A 22,101-nucleotide genomic window follows, 5' to 3' on the forward strand; every position below is an offset into this window, starting at 1 on the left:
TTGGTTGTAGGTTAAGAAAATATCGTGCCAGTTTTTTTAAAATTGTTGTCCGATGATAAAATGTGTCTCCCATCCATTTTTTTCGGTGCCTCCTAACGCTGGATCAAATCCATATCCGAAATCGATACCTAAGAGTCCGAATGCTGGCATAAATATACGTAATCCTGCTCCAGCTGAACGCTTGAGTTCGAATGGATTGTAATTTCTAAAGCCATCGTATGAAGCTCCACCTTCAGCAAAAGCTAATACGTAAATCGACGCCATTTGTGCCAAAGTTACAGGATATCTTACCTCTAACGAAAATTTATTGTAAATCGTATTTCCATCAGTATCAGAAAGTCCTTGGTTTGGATATCCTCTCATTTGAATTACTTCACGACCATCCAAGCTATAAGCTCCTAGTCCATCACCACCAACAAAGAATCTTTCGAAAGGAGGAACACCACGGTCTTGATTGTATGCGCCTAAGAATCCTAATTCAGTGTTTGTACGAAGCACAAGCTTATCGTATAAACGTGTGTACCAAGTTCCTTTAAATTTAACTTTATAGTATTCTAACCACTTAAAACGTTCTTGATCAATTTCAGAAATTCTCTGATTTGCATTTACAAAGTTAGGATCGTCTGGTAATGTTTCCAATAATCTAGCTCTTTCATCTTTTAAAGCACCGTAATCTACACTGTTAAATGCTGAATATGGAGGGGTAAGTTTAGCAGTAATGCTGAAGTCCGATCCAGAAGTTGGATATATCGGGTTTGTAGCGGTATTGTTTCTGCTTATCCCTATAGTATAGGCTAAGTTATTTGAGTACCCATCACCGAATGTAAACAATCCAGTATTGTAATTATTTAAGTTGTAATGTTGAAAACTAAGAGCATTAGACCACACAAAATAATCATCTGGCCATTTAACCTTCTTAGCTAATCCAAGAGAACCACCAGTAATTGTAAAGCTTCTGTCTGTATCGGCTCTTCTATTTCTATAGTCGTAGAAATTTTGAATTGTATGTGAGAACGAAGCAGAGAACTGAACTGGTTTTTTACCACCAAGCCATGGTTCTGTAAGTGAAACGCTATAGGTTTGGTAATAGCTACTTGCTTGTGCTCTTAATGAAAGCTTTTGACCGTCTCCCATTGGAAGTGGTTTGTAGCTGTCTAGATTAAAAATGTTTCTAAGTGAGAAGTTGTTGAAAGAAAGCCCTAAGGTTCCAACAAAACCTCCACCACCATAACCACCTTGTAGCTCAACTTGGCTACTTCCTTTTTCAACCACAGAGTATTCAAGGTCTACTAAACCGTTGCTTTCATCTACTTTTTTGAAATTAGGTGAAAGTTGTTCTGGATCAAAGAATCCTAATTGTCCAAGTTCGCGAATAGTACGTACTACATCTCGTTTGCTATATTTTTGACCTGGACGGGTTCTAAGCTCTCTGTAGATAACATGGTCATTGGTACGGTCGTTTCCTACCACTGTAACGTGGTCGAAATAGAATAAGTTACGCTCCATGATTCTTATTTCAAAATCGATGGTGTCATTTCTTACAGCAACTTCTACAGGGTTAATTCTTGCAGCAAGATAACCGTTGTTTTGATATAGGTTAGTCATATCTTCAGCATCAGGAGAGCTGTCGTCTGCAATACGTTCTTGAAGTAGGATTCCATTGTAAACATCTCCTTTCTTAATACCTAAAACTTGACGTAATTGAGAATCTGTAAAAACGCTATTTCCTATAAAATCAATATCACCAAAATAGTATTTGTCTCCTTCTTCAAGTTTGATGTCTAATGCAACATTTTTATCATTTAGGATGCGCAACGAATCTTTAACGATACGTGCATCACGATAACCATTAGACTTGTATTTCTTTAAGATAGACTCTTTATCTTCTTCAATACCTTCTTCGGTGTATTTAGATCTTTTCCAAAAACGCAAAAAGTTTTTACGCTTTGTTTTTTTCATCGCTCTGCGCAATTTTCCATTTGAAAACTGCTCATTACCCTCAAAGTTTATTTTGGTTACTTTTACACGGTTTCCTTTGTCTACCGCGATTTTCATGTTTTTAGAAATCTCCACCCCACTTGAATCCTTAACAGGAGTGGTGGTGATAGTTACATCAGTATTTAAAAAGCCATCTTTTTTATACTTATTGGTAATGTAGTTGGTGGTTGTAGAAATAAGGTTTTCAGTAATTTTAGCGCCAGCGCCAAGGTTGTTATCCTTAATTATTTCTTTCTTCTTGGCTTTGCGAATTCCGTCACCTTCAATAGTAACTTCGTTAAGTTTAGGTAGCTCTACAATGTATAGCTCTAAATCTACTTCATCTCCATTGATATTAGTCACATAGAAAGCAATGTCGCTAAAAAGGTTTTGTTCCCAAAGTTTCTTAGTAACTTGGCTAAGTTTTTCACCAGGGATATAAATGCGATCCCCTTTTTTTAAGCCTGTAAAAGCTATAACGGTTTGTTCGTTAAAGTTTTGAGCGCCTGTTACTACTATTTCATTAATAGTGTATTTTATGCCGCTGTCAAGTTCTTTTTGCTGTGCCTGTAGTGTAAAAACGGAAAGTATTGTAAATAAAAAAATACAATAAGATTTTCTGTATGTATGCAATAGGGAACTTTTATTTAAGTTGTTCACTGGTTTTTCCAAATCTTCTTTCTCTGTTTTGATAATTTAATATTGCTTCAAAAAGATGGTTTTTAGTATAATCCGGCCAAAGCGTTTCAGTAAAATATAATTCGGCATAAGCTATTTGCCAAAGCAGAAAATTACTGATACGCTGTTCTCCACTGGTGCGGATCAACAAGTCTACATCTGGTAAATTTTGGGTGTAAAGATGATTATTAATTACCGTTTCGTCAATATCGTCCGGCGAAATTAGGTTATTTTTAACTTTAAGACTAATCTCTTTAATTGTTTTTGTTATTTCTTCTCTTGAACCATAGCTTAATGCAAGAGTAAGTGTCATCCTTTTATTATCTTTTGTTTTTTCAATTACATCCAAAAGTTCTTTATGAGCTTTTTTAGGTAATGCATTTAAATTGCCGATAGCATTTAACTTAATGTCGTTATCATTAAGTGTTTTAATTTCTTTTCTTAAGGATGAAACTAAGAGTTTCATCAATAATTCTACCTCAATTTTAGGTCTTTTCCAATTTTCGGTAGAAAAGGCGTAAAGAGTTAAGTAGTCAATTCCGATTTCCGCACATCCTTCTACAATTTCGCGAACAGCTTTCGATCCGTTTTCATGCCCAATGGAACGTAAAAGACCTTTTTGTTTAGCCCAACGACCATTCCCGTCCATGATAATGGCAAGGTGTTTTGGTAATCTGTTTTTGTCTATGCTGTTTTTAGAATCCATTATTGTTTTAAAAATTGCAATAGCAGGGTAGTCTTCCAAAAGCAAATGTAAACGTTATGCCACTGAACACATACCAATCATCACTATTGATGTTTCCAAAATCATTTGCTTTTCGAGGTTCTCCTTTTTTCCAATTACTACTTCCGTCTAAGTTGTCTGTGAGGGTATAACGAGCTCCAATTTCAAAGCCTATCATGGTGCTGTGAGATAGCTTTGCTTTGTATCCTATAACCATAGGGATTGCAAAATCTATCCCTGTTTGTACTTTTTCCTCTTTTGTATTGCCATCTCTCCTATCTAAAGCTCCTGATGAATCATATAAAAACGACGTAAAACCAGTGTATAAATAGGGGGTGTGAACTTTTTTACCACTGTGAACATCAAAGTCCCAAAAGTTAAATTCTAACCCTATCGATAATTCTTTGATTGAATTTTCAAATGAATAACCGCGCTGTTCTCTGTTGCTATAGCCGCTATCAATATCGTCTCCTTTAATTTTAGCATAAAGAAGAGAGCCTCTAAATGAGTGTCTTGGACCTCTATTCCATTTAAATATCCCACCTGCTGCAATTGCATTTGGATTTATATAATTTGTTTTTCCAACATCGCCAATATAGTTGGCGCCGCCCAACATAACACCTACTTCATAGGTTTGAGACTGTGCGCTATACACAGCTAAGAGTAGTAAAAATGCAGTTGCAAAATGCTTCATATAGTTTAAAAGTTTGCAAATATAACAATAAACTTGGCTTGAAATAGACTGAAGCCAAATTGTCTTAAATGATTAACAAGTTTTAGTTTGTTTTATTGTTTAATTTCTCTTGTCTTCGCCCCATAACAATTTTTTTCGAAGGGTTTTAATAAAGCTGTCATCGTTCAATTGAACTAGTTTAATAGTGAAATCAGCTTTTTTTATAATAATCTTCGTTTCATTTTTTAAAGTAGCAATCCTGGAATCCATAGACATTAAAAAAGTTTCTTCACGTCCATAAACTTTTAGAGTAACTGTGTTGGAATCTGCAATTACTAAAGGCCTTGCATTTAAATTGTGTGGGGCAATGGGAGTTAGAATCATATTTTTTGAATCAGGGTCTATAACGGGACCTCCACAACTTAAGGAGTAACCGGTAGATCCGGTTGGTGTAGCAACAATCAATCCGTCAGACCAATAGGAGGTAAGGTATTTATCGTTTACCAAGGTCTCAACTTTTATCATTGAAGTTGTGTTGCGTCTATTTACCGCAACTTCATTTAGTGCAAAATTAAGTGTGGGTACTTCTTCGCTCTCGGGTTTAGTTTCTACCGTTAGAAGGCTGCGTTCAGAAATAATATATTCTCCTTCTAATATTTGATTGAGACTTTCAGTAATGGTTTCCTTTTGGATAGTCGCCAAAAAACCTAGTCGCCCAGTGTTGATTCCAACAATTGGAATACCTAAATCCCCAACAAATGTCACCGCTTTCAAAATGGTGCCGTCACCTCCAATACTGAAAAATAGATCGAAACTAGAATCAAGTTTTGTAAAGGTTGAACACTCTGAAAAGTTTTTAGTGATTTCTTGATTTTGGTTAATAATTTCAAGGAAATTTTCCTCTATCAGAACTTTCGCAGCCTTTTTTTGAAGTGCATCCAGTAACATCTGAATGTATATTTCTGAATTTTTGTGATAAAACTGTCCGTAAATTCCTATTTTCATTTAATTGGTTTAGAAGATTGGAGTGCTGTATTAAAAATTAAATTTGTTCAGGTATGGTTATTATTTTAGATGTTTAAATACTTGTCTAGATACTTGGAACGTTCTTTCAAGTCTTCCACAAATTTATCTTCTTCGTGTTGACTTATGATGTTGTATTTGTATCGTCTAAAAGTTTGAACGATGCTATTCATTGCGGTATGACCAACTTTTACTGTAAGCTGAACAGTGTTTTCTGTGATTTTTGAAATAAATATCCCAAAAATTCTAGTGCCATTAGATTCTACTATCTGACAAGCCTCGCTAAAAGAATAATCTTGAATGCCTTTTTCAACTACAATGATGCCCCCTGTTTCATTTAAAAAAGGAGTATTGTTAAAAAGGCTCATTATATCACCTAATTCGAAATAACCAAGGTACTTATTGTCTATTCCTAAAACCGGCATTACATTGCTATTGTGTAATGCAAAAGCCTCCAAAACGTCAAGCCAATTAGTGTCTTCCAGAACGTGGAAAGGTTCTAGAGCGTATTGATAGTCGCTAAGGAGTTTGGCATTATCAAAACAATATGCGTCATTTTCGGATACACAACCTATAAATTCCCCGTCTTTCTCAACAGGTACGTGCGAATAAGTTAACTGGTTAAAAACGGTTTGCACATCTTTAATATTAGCTGAAATGTCGAATGGTTCAATATCGTTGATTATATAATTTATAGTCTCCATTAGATATTTATTTAAAATGCAAATTACTTAAAATATAAGTTCCTTTCCGTCCTTAAGGTTTGTATTTTTGTTAAAAATGCATTTGTTGAATCTGATTGAGTTTATTTTCGGGTTTAATGGGTTTTAATTATTATTACAAAATAACAATTTATTCAATGACAAAGTTAAGCGTTAATATAAATAAAATAGCTACGCTTCGTAATGCACGAGGTGGTAATGTGCCAAATTTATTAAAGATGGCAGAGGATATTCAGAAGTTTGGAGCTCAAGGAATCACTATTCATCCACGGCCTGATGAACGTCATATCCGGTATCAAGATGCTTACGATTTAAAATCTATAGTTACTACTGAATATAATATTGAAGGAAATCCTATGGATAACTTCACAAAAATGGTATTAGAAATTAAACCTACCCAAGTTACCCTTGTACCAGATGCGGTAGACGCTATAACTTCTAATGCTGGATGGGATACGGTTAAACATAAAGATTATTTAAAAGAAATTATTTCAGAATTTAAGAATAATGGAATTCGCACCTCAATCTTTGTTGATCCCACATTAAAAATGATTGAAGGGGCAGCCGAAACGGGAACAGACAGAATTGAATTGTACACTGAAGAATTTGCAGATCAGTATGCACTAGGAAACAAAGATGCTATAAAGCCGTATACCGAATGTGCAGTTCTTGCAAGCCAATTAGGCTTGGGAATTAATGCGGGGCACGATCTTTCATTAGATAACATTCAATTCTTTAAAGAAAACATTCCTAATCTTTTAGAGGTGAGTATAGGCCACGCTCTAATAAGTGAGGCGCTATACGATGGGATAGAAAAAGTTATTGCCGGGTATTTACAAAGACTTAAATAATAAATAAAATTTCACATGATTTTACATTCTCAAATTCTCGGTTCCGGACAAGCTTTCGTGATACTCCACGGCTTTCTCGGTATGAGCGATAATTGGAAAACACTTGGTTCTAGATGGGCAGAAGATGGATATGAAGTTCACTTGGTTGATCAACGAAATCACGGTAGAAGTTTTCATCACAATGAATTTTCCTATGAAATAATGGCGGATGATTTAAAGAAATACTGCGATGAACACAATTTGAAGCAAATCATATTATTAGGTCATTCAATGGGTGGAAAAGTTGCTATGCAATTTGCAGTAAGTTATCCCGAAATGGTTTTAAAACTAATTGTTGCAGATATAGGTCCAAAATTTTATCCTTCTCATCATCAAGATATTTTAAAAGCTCTTTCAGAATTAGATTTTTCAAAAATTAAATCTCGTAGTGATGCGGAAGATATATTGGCAACATACATTAAAGATGAAGGCACAAGGCTGTTTCTTCTTAAGAACCTGTATCGAAAAGATAAAAAAGAATATGGTCTTCGTATAAATCTTCCAGTATTAACAGATAAAGTTGAAGCTATTGGTGTTGCACTTGCTGAAGATTCCATTTACCAAGGTGAAACTTTGTTTTTAAGTGGCGAAAAGAGCGGTTACATTGAGCCTATGGATGAAGTTTTGATTAAAAAACACTTTCCAAAAGCCAGAATTCAGCCTATTTCAAATGCAGGTCATTGGCTTCATGCAGAAAATCCTGAAGAATTTTATGATAATGTTATGAATTTTTTATAATATTGTAAGTACGGTTGTTATGCATGCATAATAAAAACCATTTTGAACTTACCAATAACCTCACAAATTAACTCTAAAGAATTAAAAAATTATGAAAAAAGTATTAGTACTTGCTGTATTTGCACTCGCAACTGCGGTAACTTATGCGGGCGGGTACCGTGTAAGTCTACAGGGTAATAAGTCCCTTGCAATGGGCCACACGGGTGTTGCAGTTATAAATAGCAGTGAATCTGTGTTTTTTAACCCTTCTGCATTAGTGTATTTAGAAAATAAACTTAGCATTTCTGCTGGTGCACACGGGGTATTAGCAAACATATCCTATCAAAATGAAACTACAGGAGCGAGTGACCAAACTAAAAGTTTATTAGGAACGCCGTTTTATTTTTATGCATCATATCAAGCAACAGATTGGTTGGCATTTGGTCTTGGGGTATATACACCTTATGGAAGTTCTGTAGAATATGATAAAGACTGGGTTGGTTCTCATCTTGTAAACAATATAGATCTACAAGCAATATATGTTCAGCCAACAGTTTCGTTCAAAATAAATGAAAAATTAAGTGTTGGTGGTGGACCAATATATGTAAATGGATCTGTAAATTTTAACAGAAACTTAAACCGTACACTTACCGATCTTGATGGAAATCGTTCGAATGTAACAATTGACGCAAGTGGTGTAACTGCTTGGGGATGGGTAGCGAGTACAACTTTTAATTTTACTGATAATTTAAGAATAGGTGCAACTTACCGTTCTGAAATGATTCTAGAAGCAGAAGGTGGAGATGCAACTTTTGAAAATATTCCAAATTCTCCATTAACTCCTTTTGAAGATACTAAGATTGATGCTGCAATGCCTCTACCAGCAGAATTGATGGTTGGTATGTCTTATAAATTTGCAGAAAACTGGTTATTCGCTTTCGATTACAATCGTACATATTGGAATGTATACGAGTCTTTAGATATTGATTTTGCTAATCCAGCAATTCCAGATTCTTATAACCCACGTAACTACAAGAACTCTTCTGCTTATCGTTTTGGATTACAATACGAAGCAACAAAAATGTTTACGCTAAGAGCAGGATACTACTTTGATGAAACTCCGGTTCAGCCAGGTTACTTCGCGCCAGAAACACCTCGTGGTGATAGTAACAACTTTACTGCAGGGTTAACAGTGAATATTGGTGAGAACCTACAAATTGATGCATCTTTCCTTTTCTCACACTTTAAAGAAATTGATGCTTCATACGATCATTACTTAGAAAATGGTGTAGCTGTTCCTTTTGCTGGAGCATATAAAACCAATGCTTTTGTTCCTGGTCTAGGAGTTACTTATAAACTATAATTTGAAAAATTCAGAAAGATGAAAAACTTATTAAAATATACATTCGCAGCGTTGACAATAGGTCTTGTAAGCTGTGAGCCAGAATTTGACAGCCCTGTAACCGATGGTGGGTTTTATAGTAGTGGTTCTGCTAACTTATCAAAGTTTGTAGCAGTTGGAAACTCTTTGACAGCTGGTTATGCAGATGGCGCATTATATATTACTGGTCAAAACAATAGTTACCCAAATATAATGGCACAGCAATTCGAATTTGTTGGCGGTGGAGATTTTACTCAACCATTAATGAATGATAATATTGGTGGATTGTTATTAGGTGGAAACCAAATTGCTGAAAACAGACTTGTTTTAGCTGTTGGTGCAGATGGTAATCCATCTCCAGTTCGTTTAGATGGAACTCCAACTACAGATATTACAAACAAATTAAGTGGGCCTTTCAATAATATGGGAGTACCTGGAGCAAAAAGTTTTCACTTGGTAACGCCAGGGTATGGAAATGTTGCAGGAGTGCCAGTTGGAACTGCTAATCCATATTTTGCACGTTTCGCAAGTAGTGAAAATGTGAAAGTTATTGAGGATGCGGCTGCTCAAAGCCCTACTTTTTTTAGTCTTTGGATTGGAAATAATGATATTCTAAGCTACGCAACTTCTGGAGGTTCAGGAGTCGATCAAACAGGAAATATTGATCCTTCTACATATGGTAGTAACGATATAACAGATCCAAACGTTTTCGCTTCAGTTTACAACGCACAAGTAGAGGCATTAACAGCTGGTGGAGCAAAAGGAGTATTGGTAAATATTCCTGAAGTAACTTCTATCCCATATTTTACTACTGTTCCTACTAACGCTATTCCATTAGATGCAGCTACAGCTGCTGCTGTAAATGCTAATTTCGCAGGATATAATACTCAAATATTACCTGGCTTAGCTGGTATGGGGATTATCTCGGCTGAAGAAGCTGCAATGCGTATGATAAATTTCTCTGCAGGACAAAACTTTCCAATTACCACAGATAAAGATTTAACAGATATTACAGCTATTTTACAAGGGCCTCCATTTAACTTACCAGCTCCAACAGCTGCTTTGTTAGGCCAATTACGTCAAGTAAACTCAGACGACCTTGTTGTTTTAACAGCATCTTCTGTATTAGGTTCTACTCCAGATCCAAACAACCCACAAGGTGTTGTAGGAGTAAGTATTCCATTGGCAGACCAATTTGTATTAGCTAAGTCTGAACAAGATAGAATTACAGCTGCAACAAATTCATATAATGCTACAATTCAAGGGTTAGCTAGTGCAAAAGGACTTGCTTTTGTAGATGCAAAAACTGCGTTAGCAAGATTATCGGATGGTGGAATTCCTTATGATGGAGGTGTATTAACTTCTCAGTTTGTAACTGGAGGTGCTTTCTCTTTAGATGGTGTTCACCCAACTGCTAGAGGATATGCTTATACAGCAAATATGATGATTCAGGCAATAAACGATACGTACGACGCTACGATACCAACGGTACAAATAGGGTATTACCCTACGATTACGCTTGCAAATAATTAAATTTATCAATTTATTTAATTGGTTAAAACCGCTCTCAAATGAGAGCGGTTTTTTTATTATATTTACTAAAGCTTAAATTAACTAAAAACACCTTTTATGAAATTAATTGCAAAATTGTTGCTTACTGCTTTAGCCGTGGTGGTTTTGGCAAAAATCCTTCCTGGTGTAGCTGTAGAAGGTTATGGTTCAGCCGTAATTGTTGCTATTGTTATCGCATTGTTAAGATTAATTGTAAAGCCAATTTTAGTGGTCTTAACTCTTCCTATAACAATTGTCACTTTTGGCCTATTCCTATTAATAATCAATGCTATTATTATTTTACTTGCAGGTTATTTTGTCGATAGTTTCGATGTAACTACTATTTGGTGGGCTTTACTCTTTAGTTTATTGCTTTCCGTTTTTCAGTCAATTTTATTTTCACTACTACCCGAAGATTAATAACTACTCTATAAATATATTTTTTTTACTCTTTTCAGATCTGATTAGGATACCTTGTTTTTCTTAACCTTAAACAAGAAAAGGTGGGTTATTTCACTTTAAATCAACAACAATTTGTAAATGTTTGTTGAGTTTTGTAAAAAGCCGTACTTTTGCATCCCGAATTTCAGAAGAGAAAAGATGAACATTACAAAAAAAGACATTGATAAGCTGAATGCTGTTCTTACAGTAGAGGTTTCGAAAGAAGACTATTCAGACAACGTAGAAAAGGTTTTAAAAAACTACAGAAAAACCGCTAACATACCTGGCTTTAGAAAAGGTCATATCCCAATGGGAATGGTTAAAAAGCAATATGGTAAAGCTGTCTTGGTTGAAGAAGTGAATAAAGTTTTACAAGATGCACTTCAAAAATACCTTACAGAGGAAAAATTGGATGTGTTAGGTAACCCACTTCCTAAGAATGAATCAGAAATCGATTGGGATGCTGAAGACTATAAGTTTGAGTTTGAATTAGGTCTTGCTCCACAATTTGATGTTGATGTAAAAGGAAAAGAAATAGTTCATTACAAAATTGTTGCAGACGATAAGATGCTTGACAATCAAGTAAAAACTATCCGCAAACAATACGGAAAATTAATATCTAAAAATGAAGTAGAAAAAGGTGATGAAATCACTGGAACATTTACTTCAACTGAAAAAGAAATTGAGAAAAAATCTACTTTTTCAACAGAAGATATCAAAGGAAAAAAACAATTAGATGCTCTTATTGGTGCAAAAGTTGGCGATACCGTTACATTAAAAACTAAAGGTATGTTTGCTGATGACCACGATAACCAAAAGCATTTGGGTGTTGATCACGATGACGCTCATGGATTGGATATCGAAGTTTCTTTAAAAATTGAAGAAGTAAATCAGCGTGAAATGGCTGATTTGAATCAAGAGCTTTTCGACAAGCTTTTTGGTGAAGGTAAAGTTACTTCAGAAGATGAATTAAAAGCAAAAATTAAAGAAGACGCTGAAGGGCAGTTTGCACAACAAAGCGATCAAAAGCTTTTAAATGATGTAGTAGAATCTTTAATTGAAAACACAGAATTTGATCTTCCAAAAGAATTTTTACAGCGCTGGATTGCAACGACTGGTGAGAAGAGACTTTCTGAGGAAGAAGCAAAAGCTGAATACGAAAAAAGCGAAAAGGGACTTCGTTATCAGTTAATTGAAGGTAAACTTCGTGCCGAAAACAACTTGCAAGTAACTTTTGATGAGTTGAAAGCTCATTCAAAAAATATGATTAAAGCTCAAATGGCTCAGTTTGGACAAACAAACCCGACTGACGAAGAAGTTGAATCTATTACCGCACGTATTCTTTCTAATAGAGAAGAGGTTGAGCGTTTAAATGAACAATTAAACACAGCTAAATTGTTAGACTTCTTTAAAGAGAATGCAAAATTAAAAGTTAAAGAGATTACCTTCGACAAATTCATTAAAGAAGCCTACGCTTAATTTAGCGAAGAAATAGTTATCTTTAGGCGTTGAATTTTTTTAATTTAACGCCTTTTTAATTCCTATTAAGACGGGAATCCAAAAATGCTCTTTAAGTTGAATTTCTTACCTAAATAAAGAATTAACATTTATGAATTACAGTGACGAATTTAGAAAGTTTGCTATAAAAGATCAGGGTATAAGTAATATGTACTACGACAAGATTATAAGTAGTATGTATCCAACAAACTTGACACCAAATATTATTGAAGAACGCCAAATGAATGCAGTGGCGATGGACGTTTTTTCACGTTTAATGATGGACCGTATTATTTTTCTAGGTACCGGAATTAACGACCAAGTTGCAAATATTGTACAGGCTCAGTTATTGTTTCTTGCTAGTGCAGATGCATCTCGCGATATTCAAATTTATATAAACTCTCCAGGAGGAAGTGTTTATGCGGGACTTGGAATTTATGATACTATGCAATTTATTAAACCAGATGTAGCTACTATTTGCACAGGAATGGCAGCTTCTATGGCAGCAGTACTTTTATGTGCTGGTGAAAAAGGAAAGCGCAGCGGTTTAACGCATTCACGTGTAATGATTCACCAACCTTTAGGTGGTGCGCAAGGTCAAGCAAGTGATATCGAAATTACAGCTCGCGAAATTGTGACTCTTAAAGAGGAACTTTATAAGATTATAGCAAAACACTCTGGTCAAACTTATGAGAAAGTTTACGAAGATAGTGATCGTGATTACTGGATGAAAGCCGATAAAGCTGTTGAATACGGTATGATTGATGAAATATTGACAAGAGAATAAGTAAAGATTTTTGAAAAAAATATTATGTCGAAAGAAGATTTAGAATGTTCTTTTTGCGGCCGTAAAAAGTCGGAAACCAAACTGCTAATTGCAGGATTGGATGCCCACATTTGCGACCGTTGTATAGAGCAAGCGCACGGGATTGTTGTTGAGGAGGCTTTGCATTCTGATAAATCAGAATTGTCTAAAGACCTTATGCTGAAAAAGCCAAAGCTCATAAAAGCATTCTTAGATGAATATGTAATTGGGCAAGACTTCACAAAAAAAGTGATGTCAGTAGCGGTGTATAACCACTACAAACGTTTGCTTCAGCCAAAGAGCGATGACGATATCGAAATTCAGAAAAGTAATATCGTTATTGTTGGGCAAACAGGAACAGGGAAAACACTGATTGCAAAAACAATTGCAAAAATGTTGAACGTTCCACTAGCTATTGTAGATGCTACAGTTTTAACTGAAGCTGGTTATGTAGGTGAAGATGTTGAAGGTATTTTAACTCGTTTGCTTCAAGCTGCAGATTACAACCTAGAGAAAGCTGAAAAAGGTATCGTTTTTATCGATGAAATTGATAAAATAGCACGTAAGAGCGATAACCCTTCGATTACACGTGATGTAAGTGGTGAGGGTGTTCAACAAGCGCTACTAAAACTCTTAGAAGGTACTACAGTAAACGTTCCGCCTAAAGGTGGTAGAAAGCACCCAGATCAAAAGTTTATTGAAGTAAACACCGAAAATATTCTCTTTATAGCTGGAGGAGCTTTTGATGGAATTGAACGTCATATTTCCAAAAGATTGAATATGCAGGCCGTTGGTTTTACTGCTACTCTAAAGGAAACAGAGATTGAAAAGGACAATATGCTTCGCTATATTATTCCTAAAGATTTGAAGGATTTTGGACTGATTCCTGAAATAATCGGGCGTCTTCCTGTTTTAACCTATATGAATCCATTAGATAAAGAAACGCTTCGCGCAATTCTTACGGAACCTAAAAACGCTATTATTAAGCAGTACAAAAAACTGTTTGAAATGGACGAAATAGATTTCGAAGTGACTGAAGAAGCATTAGACTTTATCGTGGAACAAGCAATTGAATATAAGCTTGGAGCTAGAGGACTACGTTCACTTTGTGAAGCAGTGCTTACCGATGCAATGTATGAAATGCCCGGTACTGATGAAAAGTTAGTGAAAGTAACTAGAGATTATGCCGATGAAAAACTTAATAAGTCAACACTTAAAAAGTTGAAGGCAGTTTCATAGAGATTTATAGTTTTACTTAAAAAAGCCTCAGGATATCCTGAGGCTTTTTTTATTAGCTAAAAATGAAGAAGATTTTGCTTTTACTTATTAAGTGCTAATAATTCTTCTAGCATATTTCTAGTATTAGATAGTCGAGGGACTTTATGCTGCCCTCCAAGTTTATTTTTGTCTTTCAGCCAATCATAAAATAAATTTTCCCTTCCGTAATGAATTTTTGGAGGGTTTAAGGTGGTGTTGTTATAGCGTTTTGCCTCATAATCACTATTTACTTCTTGTAAAGCTGTGTCTAGAAGTTTTGTAAAAACTTCTAAGTCGTGAGGCGGTGATTTAAACTCAATTATCCATTCGTGAGCACCCTTTTCTTTACCATCCATAAAAACTGGCCCTGCGGTATAATCAACAATTTCTGCGTTTGTAAGTTGAGAAGCCTTGCGTAACGCGGTTTCGGCGTTTTCGATAATTAGCTCTTCCCCAAAGGCATTAATATGGTGTTTGGTGCGGCCTGTTACTTTTACTCTATAAGGTTCTGTTGAAGTAAAGCGAACAGTATCACCTATTTTATATCTCCAAAGTCCAGAATTGGTTGTGATTATTACAGCATAGTTTTTCCCTTCTTCAACTTGACTTAGAGGAATAACTTTTTCATCACTAGTCCCATAATTATCCATTGGAATAAATTCATAGAAAATTCCGTAATCGAGCATTAGCAATAATTCTTTGCTGTCGTTTTTATCTTGTATGGCGAAAAAACCTTCTGAAGCGTTATAGATTTCGTAATACCTAAAATCACTTTTAGGTAATAATTTATTGTATTGATCTACATAAGGATCGAAATTTACACCACCGTGAAAATACACTTCTAAATTAGGCCAAACCTCGAATAAGTTTCCTTTGCCTGTTGTTTCTATTACGTTATTTAATAATACCAGCATCCAGGAGGGTACCCCTGCGAGACTGGTAACATTTTCTTTTATAGTTTCATTTACAATGGCTTGCATTTTAGTTTCCCAATCGCCCATAAGTGAAACCTCATTGCTCGGGGTACTACTAAACTCTGCCCAAAATGGCATATTATCTATAAGTATGGCAGATAAATCACCAAACACAGTTCCGTTTTCTTCGTAAAGTTGTTTACTTCCACCAAGGCGTAAACTTTTTCCTAAGAACAACTGTGCGTTTGGATTATTGTTGAGGTACATACACAACAAATCTTTGCTGGCTGCATAATGACAGTCTTCTAGAGAATCATTTGTAACAGGAATAAATTTACTTTTGGCGTTAGTAGTTCCGCTAGATTTTGCGAACCATTTAATTGGAGTAGGCCAGAATATATTGCTTTCGCCTTTTCGAGCGCGCTCAATTCTCGCTTCATTTTCTTCGTAGGTGGTTATGGGAATTCTATCTGCAAATTCTCGATAGGTCTTAATAGAAGCAAAACCGTATTCTCGTCCAATTTCAGTGTTTTTCGCTTTGTAAAGTAAATTGAAAAGCAATTCTTCTTGAACCTCAATAGGATATTTTAGAAATAAATCTATCTGATGAAACCTCTTTTTAAGAAACCAAGAAGCAATGGAGTTTACAATCGGGATTGGCATAATTTTCTGCTATCTTTATGCTATAAAAATAATGATTTTATAATTATGAGATTCCTTTTTCAGAAGAGATGTTTTTTAAGTCTTTTGCAAGGAAAATTTTCAACCTAAATACTATAAAATAAATGAATTACGAAGGAGTACTTACAAAAATGCAAACTGAAATCGGAACCCCAATTCAGTATTACCTCATTTTTAAAAACGACTTTATAAATGTGAATCAATTATTGGACAAGAAAATTTCGATCAATTTCCTATACCATCAGTGTTTAAATTGTGAGCTTCAAAAGAAAATTTACCGTCAAGGTTTTTGCTATGATTGTTTTTTTGAAATTCCTCAGGCTGCAGATTGGATCATTAATCCAGAAAAAAGCACGGCTCATTTAAATATTGAAGATCGAGATCTAGATTATGAAAAAAAAGTGCAACTTCAACCTCATATTGTTTATTTGGCTAATAGCAGTAGCGTTAAAGTAGGAGTTACTCGTAAAACACAAGTGCCAACACGTTGGATAGATCAAGGGGCACACGAAGCCATTGAAATTGTAGAAGTGCCAAACAGATATTTGGCTGGAATTACCGAGATTGCTTTAAAGGATCATGTAAGCGATAAAACAAATTGGCGTAATATGCTGAAAAACGATCTTAAAGATGAAGATTTGGTAGAATGGCGAGATAAGTTAAAACAATATATTCCTGCTGAAGCAATGGATTATTACCTCGAAAACAATGCTGAAACCCATTTGCAATTTCCTGTTCTTAAATATCCAGAAAAACCAAAATCGCTTAACCTCGACAAAACTCCATCCTATGAAGGAATCTTAAAAGGCATAAAAGGGCAATACCTCATATTTGAAGATAATACCGTTTTTAATGTTCGCAGTAACGAAGGTTGTGTGGTTTCTATAACTGTAAATTAGTGAACCAAACAAAGAGATGCTATTAGCTGCGATTTTATGTTAATTTCCAGCCTTTGTAGTGTCTTGTTTCTTTTTCTTACCACCTAAAATTCCACCCAAAATATCCTTGATAACCTTGGTGTTTTGTTGTTGGGTATTTTGCTGCTGTGTATTCTGTTGAATCGTATCTTGTTTTTGGGTATTTGCATTGGTTGAAGTAGAATCAGTTTTGGTTCCACCTCCAAGAATACCACTAAGAATATCTGTTCCTTGGTTGATAAGTTTATCCTTTTGCTTCGCTATAATTTCTTGAGTAAGCTTGTTGATAGCGTTTTCAGCGTTTAATGAAACTTGGGGGTTATTAAATGTTCCTTTTAAACCTATAGGAAGCGCTACACTCATTTGGTTTGCTTCTTTTGGATTTAGTTTTTGAAGGAGTTTGGTGATTTCACCACCTAAGTATTTAGCAGGTACATCCATGGTTACATTGTAGTCTATCGATTTATCTAGGCCGTGAGTTCCTGAAACAGCCACATCAATTCCTTTAATGTCGAAGTCAAACGGCTTAATTACTATATCGCCATCTTTAAAAACCAAATTGGTAGTTAGATTTTGTAAGTTTAATTTGTCGAGATTTAAAAAAGTAATTTTATCGCTAAGCGTTGATAAAAGCGGGGTGTTTTCGGAATTAACTTCTGCTGTTAATACTTGAGCTAAGGCAGTTCCGCCAAGGCTAGAAAGTATAGGAGAAAGATCAGAAGTTAACTTACCATTGAATTCAAATTTGGTGTTTAGAGTTCCTTGTAAAGCTTTTGCTATTGGCATTAGATATTGAAACATTTCAAGTTTTTCAAATGATTCCTCTATGTCAATTTTACTCAGATCCAGTTTCATAGCGAAGGTTGGAACATCAGTTTTGGTAGAAACATTTCCATCAAGAGCTATATTTCCGCCGAAAATATCAGAAGTGAAATTGCTAATTGTAATCGCTTCATTCTTAATGGAAGCTACACCTTTTGCGTTTTTAAGTTCTAAATTATCGTATATAACTTTGTTAGCTTTAAAGTTTAAAGTTGCATCAAGAAATCCTGGGATTTTAATGGCTTCTTCGTTGGTTGCTTTCTTAGATGTTTGACCTTTTTCACCAGATTTTGATTCAGTTAATGAAGTTTCAGAAACCATGAAGTCATTTACATTGAAAGTGTTTGACGCTACGTCAAAGTTTCCTTTTAACTCTTGATTGCTAACTAAAAATGGAATTAAGTTTTTAATATTTCCAGAAGCTCTAATATCTGTCTGCCCTGTGGTCGCATTCAGCTCTTTTAAAGTAAAAACTCCAGGTTGTAGAGCAAGTTTAGCATCCGATATTTTTAAGTCTTTTTTGAATCCAGCATCATAAGTAAAATTAGATAAGCTAGCATCTCCGCGAGCGTCTATTTTTTGGTATTGCTCTTTTTCAACAGATTCCATATCAAAATTTGCAACAACATCGGCTTTAAAAATTCCGCTGAGGTTTTTTTCTATTTCTACAGGTAATACCTTTTCTATGTTTGACAAGTTCAGCGTCCCTTGCATTTCTAAATTTACAAATGGATTTTCGGTCATGTTTTTAATACTTCCCTTCATTCGAAAAGGTTCGCCGTCGATTTTAAAAGTTAAGTTTGGAATGTTTAAAAAAGTATCTTTTAGTAGGCCAGTCTCGTTTTTTAGCTGTGCATCAATGGAAATGTTTTTAACAGGTTTAGGTAAATCGGGATATTTAAATGATGCGTTTTCACTGGCTATTTTTATGTCCATTGTAGGGATGTGAGTGCTGTCTACAATACCTTCAATCACTCCATTTACAGTGAAATTTCCTGTGGTTTTTACATCGCTTATTTGCTTTACATAAGTTTCAGGAATCACCGCTAAAAAGTTTTTAAAATCGGATGAAGGGGTTTTAAAAGTAATATCAACTTCGTTGTTGTTTTCATTTAGTTTTACATAACCTTCAAATGTTAGCGGTAGCTCGTTGATTTTGGCTTCGTTTTCTAGAAAAGTGTATTTCTGATTTACTAGATCTAAGTCGAAAATAGCATCAAGTGAAATGCTGTTGTTGGACAAATATTCAGTATCTTCCATCTTAAAAGAAGCCATGGCTTCTGTATAGGTGTCTAGTTGTCCAACTTCTGCAGATAGATCACCACTACCTTCATGTTGAATGTTTGATAGCGTCAAATAAATTTTTGAGGATTCATCGAAGTAATTAATCCGTGAATTTTCTATTTCATATTTATCCAGTTCAAAAGTAAATCCGCTACTTGTTTCTTCTTCATTAAGTATTGGTGCATCGTCTTTGATGGCAATATCATAATTGGTGTTCTCTAGAGCGTCAATCTTAATATTTAGAAATGTTTCTTCAAGTTTTAAAGCGTCAATCTTAATATTTTCAGACTTAAAAAGTTGCATAATACCCATATCTAGCGATAAGCTTTTACCGCTAGCCAAAGTGTCCCCTTCAAAAGGTGCTCTGTTAACAATTGAAAAGTTTTTCACTATTAGAGAAGCATCTGGAAAGCTACTAAAAAGGCTTAAATCGAGTTCTTCCCAGCTTACGTTTGCATTAATATTTTGGTCGATGTTGTTCTTTAATATTTTTTCAAGACTTCCTTTAAAAATAAAAGGTGCGGCAATCAGTAAGACTAAAATTAAACCTAAAATGATTCCAAAAATTTTGAGTGCTTTCTTCATAAGAAAATTGAAAAATTTATTTTTTTATAATTCCTTTTAAAACAACTTATTAAAAAGTGCTATAAAGGAAAAATTATATCTGTGCGCAAATTTACTTGGTAGTCTTTTTGTTTTCCTTAATTTCGTCTTAAATGTTAACACTTGAAATCACTTCAACCCTCGCATAACGTCTTTTTATCTCTCGGCAGTAATATGGGTAACCGTTTTGAATATCTTCAAAATGCTGTTGACCTTATCTTTGAAGAAATTGGATCTGTATTAAAGATTTCCTCAATTTACGAAACCCCCGCAATGGGTTTTAAAGGCGATCCGTTTTTAAACTGTGCAGTTTGGATAAATACAAGTCAGAAACCACAAAAAGTCCTTAAGTCTGTATTAGATATTGAAAAGAAAATTGGAAGGTTAAGAAATAATTTTGAAGGCTATAGTTCACGTCCTATAGATATTGATATTGTCCTTATAGACGACTTGATTATAAATACTGAAAAACTTACAGTACCGCATCCAGAAATGGAAAAGCGAAAGTTTGTTCTTCAGCCTTTAATTGATTTAAACTCTGAATTAATTCATCCTGTTTCCAAAAAAAGTATAGGTGACATTTTAACAGAAACTGAAGATAATAGCAAATTGCATAAACAATTGAAAAGGCTTGTGAATCCTATGAATAATTATAATATTTCAAAATACAGTTATATTACAATTGAAGGGAATATTGGAGCTGGAAAAACAAGTTTAGCGACCAAAATAGCCGACGACTTTAATGCTAAGTTGATTTTAGAACGATTTAAAGACAATCCTTTTCTTCCGAAATTTTATGAAGATGCAGCTCGTTATGCATTTCCATTAGAGATGTCTTTTTTGGCTGATAGATACCAGCAACTGGTAGATGATATTACTCAATACGATCTTTTTAAAGAATCTGTAATTGCAGATTACGATGTAAACAAATCTTTAATTTTTGCTAGTATCACATTACCTGAAGAAGAATACACGCTTTATAAAAAGCTATTTCACGTAATGCACAAAGAGGTGCCAAAACCAGATGTATATGTTTATCTGTATCAAAATACAGAGCGGTTATTAGAAAATATTAAAAAAAGAGGTAGGAAATACGAACAAAGTATCAAGGCTTCATACCTTCAAAAGTTGAATGAAAGTTACTTAGAGTTTATAAAAAATCAACATTCCGAAAATATTAAGATAATTGATATCTCTGAGATGGATTTTGTGAAAAATAGAGCCGACTATTTAAACGTTTTAAAACAAATAATTAACTAAAACCCAGCATCTGTGGGGTTTTATTATTAGAGGTTTAAGTATAAAATGAAAGTGCTTCTGCCTGTTTAAATTCATTACCTTTGCAAAAATTTATAATATGAGCAGACAAGATAACACGAATAGAGGAAAAGCTTCAGGGCGTGGAGGTAACAACCATCGCAATAGAAGTAATGCAAGAGGTAATGCTCCCTTAAAAACTGAAGCTCCATCAAAAAAGACAGGGCGCCAGCAAGACCCAGTTTCTAAACCAAAATTAAAATTCGATAAAAGCGGAAAAGAAGTTGGTAGAAGAGAGGTGGCGCCAAAACAGGTTAAGAAAAGCAATCCAAAAGATGGAATTCGCTTAAATAAGTATATTGCAAATAGTGGAGTTTGTTCTAGAAGAGAAGCAGATACATTTATTGCAACAGGTTTAGTGACTGTAAATGGTAAGATTATTAATGAAATGGGTTATAAGGTTCAATTAAATGATGATGTTCGTTTTGATGGACGTCGTTTAAACCCTGAACCTAATACTTATATTTTACTAAACAAGCCTAAAGGTTTTGCTACAACAGATAGCAATGCAAAAGGTATGACGGTTATGGATCTTGTTGCTAATGCTAGCACTGCAAAAATAAAACCATTTGGTCGTTTAGGAAGAAATGCAACTGGATTGTTACTTTTCACTAATGACGAAGAGTTTGTGCAGAAATACTCGAAAAAGGGTATTTCAAGATTGTTTCACATAGCACTAGACAAAAACTTAAAAGCTGAACATCTCAAAAAAATTAAAGATGGTTTGACTATTGAAGGGAAAGAAATTGCAGTTGAGGAAATTAGCTATGTAGATAATTCACCTAAGAGTGAAGTTGGTTTAAAAATTAAGCATACAGGAAATAGCGTAATAAGAACAATTTTTGATCATTTAGGTTATGATGTAATGCGTGTAGACTGTGTTACTTTGGGCCCTCTTACTAAAAAAGATTTACCACGCGGACGCTGGAGAACACTTACTAATAAAGAACTGAATATGTTTAGTATGGCTAACTAAAGTGAATTTTTTGCCAATTTTATAAAATATTGATTTTTTTTCGCACATTTGTATTGTAAACACGAATGATATTATCTTTAATGGTTGGCTTTTGATGTTTTCGAAAGCAGATATCTTAAATGAACATTATACTCATACTTCCTAAAACTGCTTATCTGCAGGTTAAAGGCAAAGTCCTTACTTTAAGGTATTTGTCTATTCGTATATAATTTACAAGTTAATTTTTTATTATATCTAATCTTTTAAGAGGA

General features: G+C 34.6%; 18 protein-coding genes. 11 read left to right on the plus strand and 7 right to left on the minus strand.

What is annotated here, in order from left to right:
• Positions 1-36: 36 nt before the first annotated feature.
• The 5 genes from bamA to K8344_RS06250 all read right to left on the minus strand — a co-directional run bounded on the left by bamA (position 37) and on the right by K8344_RS06250 (position 5,779).
• Entirely contained in the window at positions 37-2,637 is a 2,601-nt protein-coding gene (gene bamA / locus K8344_RS06230; RefSeq protein WP_420908346.1) for an outer membrane protein assembly factor BamA, read from the minus strand.
• A complete protein-coding gene (locus tag K8344_RS06235; RefSeq protein ID WP_139855532.1) occupies positions 2,621-3,361 on the minus strand; it encodes an isoprenyl transferase in 741 nt (246 codons plus the stop codon). Before K8344_RS06235 ends, bamA begins: the two co-directional genes overlap by 17 nt.
• A gap of 7 nt (positions 3,362-3,368) precedes the next feature.
• Complete coding sequence (gene porG / locus K8344_RS06240; protein ID WP_237607883.1) at positions 3,369-4,073, minus strand: type IX secretion system protein PorG; 705 nt, start codon at positions 4,071-4,073, stop codon at positions 3,369-3,371.
• 99 nt (positions 4,074-4,172) lie between these two features.
• The gene (locus tag K8344_RS06245) at positions 4,173-5,057 is read right to left on the minus strand and encodes an NAD kinase (protein WP_139855530.1); all 885 of its coding nucleotides are present in this window, start codon (positions 5,055-5,057) and stop codon (positions 4,173-4,175) included.
• A 65-nt stretch (positions 5,058-5,122) separates the two neighbouring features.
• Entirely contained in the window at positions 5,123-5,779 is a 657-nt protein-coding gene (locus tag K8344_RS06250) for a CBS domain-containing protein (protein ID WP_237607884.1), read from the minus strand.
• Positions 5,780-5,934: 155 nt separating this feature from the next.
• On the opposite strand from K8344_RS06250, the gene K8344_RS06255 reads away from it, so the two are divergent.
• The 8 genes from K8344_RS06255 (at position 5,935) to clpX (ending at position 14,318) form a co-directional block, all read left to right on the plus strand.
• Entirely contained in the window at positions 5,935-6,648 is a 714-nt protein-coding gene (locus tag K8344_RS06255) for a pyridoxine 5'-phosphate synthase (protein WP_139855528.1), read from the plus strand.
• A 15-nt stretch (positions 6,649-6,663) separates the two neighbouring features.
• Entirely contained in the window at positions 6,664-7,425 is a 762-nt protein-coding gene (locus tag K8344_RS06260) for an alpha/beta fold hydrolase (RefSeq protein ID WP_139855527.1), read from the plus strand.
• Between the two features lie 91 nt (positions 7,426-7,516).
• On the plus strand, positions 7,517-8,767 hold the full coding sequence (locus tag K8344_RS06265) for an OmpP1/FadL family transporter (protein ID WP_139855526.1): 1,251 nt from the start codon (positions 7,517-7,519) through the stop codon (positions 8,765-8,767).
• Positions 8,768-8,785: 18 nt separating this feature from the next.
• Positions 8,786-10,318 (plus strand): SGNH/GDSL hydrolase family protein, encoded by a 1,533-nt coding sequence (locus K8344_RS06270; protein WP_237607885.1) that lies wholly within the window; start codon positions 8,786-8,788, stop codon positions 10,316-10,318.
• A 96-nt stretch (positions 10,319-10,414) separates the two neighbouring features.
• Positions 10,415-10,756, plus strand: a complete 342-nt coding sequence (locus K8344_RS06275) for a phage holin family protein (protein WP_237607886.1) — start codon at positions 10,415-10,417, stop codon at positions 10,754-10,756.
• Positions 10,757-10,936: 180 nt separating this feature from the next.
• Positions 10,937-12,256 (plus strand): trigger factor, encoded by a 1,320-nt coding sequence (tig, locus tag K8344_RS06280; protein ID WP_237607887.1) that lies wholly within the window; start codon positions 10,937-10,939, stop codon positions 12,254-12,256.
• A gap of 130 nt (positions 12,257-12,386) precedes the next feature.
• Entirely contained in the window at positions 12,387-13,061 is a 675-nt protein-coding gene (gene clpP / locus K8344_RS06285) for an ATP-dependent Clp endopeptidase proteolytic subunit ClpP (RefSeq protein ID WP_185097891.1), read from the plus strand.
• Positions 13,062-13,085: 24 nt separating this feature from the next.
• Positions 13,086-14,318, plus strand: a complete 1,233-nt coding sequence (clpX, locus tag K8344_RS06290) for an ATP-dependent Clp protease ATP-binding subunit ClpX (RefSeq protein ID WP_237607888.1) — start codon at positions 13,086-13,088, stop codon at positions 14,316-14,318.
• 80 nt (positions 14,319-14,398) lie between these two features.
• On the opposite strand, the gene K8344_RS06295 is transcribed toward clpX, so the two are convergent.
• Positions 14,399-15,913 carry a GH3 auxin-responsive promoter family protein gene (locus tag K8344_RS06295; protein ID WP_237607889.1) on the minus strand — a complete coding sequence of 505 codons (1,515 nt, stop codon included), beginning with the start codon at positions 15,911-15,913 and terminating at the stop codon, positions 14,399-14,401.
• A 122-nt stretch (positions 15,914-16,035) separates the two neighbouring features.
• Here K8344_RS06295 and K8344_RS06300 point away from each other — a divergent pair, with 122 nt between their 5' ends.
• On the plus strand, positions 16,036-16,830 hold the full coding sequence (locus K8344_RS06300; protein WP_237607890.1) for a DUF2797 domain-containing protein: 795 nt from the start codon (positions 16,036-16,038) through the stop codon (positions 16,828-16,830).
• 39 nt (positions 16,831-16,869) lie between these two features.
• Here K8344_RS06300 and K8344_RS06305 read toward each other — a convergent pair whose 3' ends face one another.
• Positions 16,870-19,539 carry an AsmA family protein gene (locus tag K8344_RS06305; protein WP_237607891.1) on the minus strand — a complete coding sequence of 890 codons (2,670 nt, stop codon included), beginning with the start codon at positions 19,537-19,539 and terminating at the stop codon, positions 16,870-16,872.
• Between the two features lie 141 nt (positions 19,540-19,680).
• Between K8344_RS06305 and folK the strand changes: the two genes are divergently transcribed.
• Together folK and K8344_RS06315 are read left to right on the plus strand one after the other, a co-directional pair.
• A complete protein-coding gene (folK, locus tag K8344_RS06310) occupies positions 19,681-20,817 on the plus strand; it encodes a 2-amino-4-hydroxy-6-hydroxymethyldihydropteridine diphosphokinase (RefSeq protein ID WP_262913402.1) in 1,137 nt (378 codons plus the stop codon).
• Positions 20,818-20,914: 97 nt separating this feature from the next.
• On the plus strand, positions 20,915-21,850 hold the full coding sequence (locus K8344_RS06315; protein ID WP_237607892.1) for a pseudouridine synthase: 936 nt from the start codon (positions 20,915-20,917) through the stop codon (positions 21,848-21,850).
• The last annotated feature ends 251 nt before the right edge of the window (positions 21,851-22,101 follow it).

It is taken from the genome of Aequorivita xiaoshiensis, from assembly GCF_022008395.1.
GTDB lineage: Bacteria > Bacteroidota > Bacteroidia > Flavobacteriales > Flavobacteriaceae > Aequorivita > Aequorivita xiaoshiensis.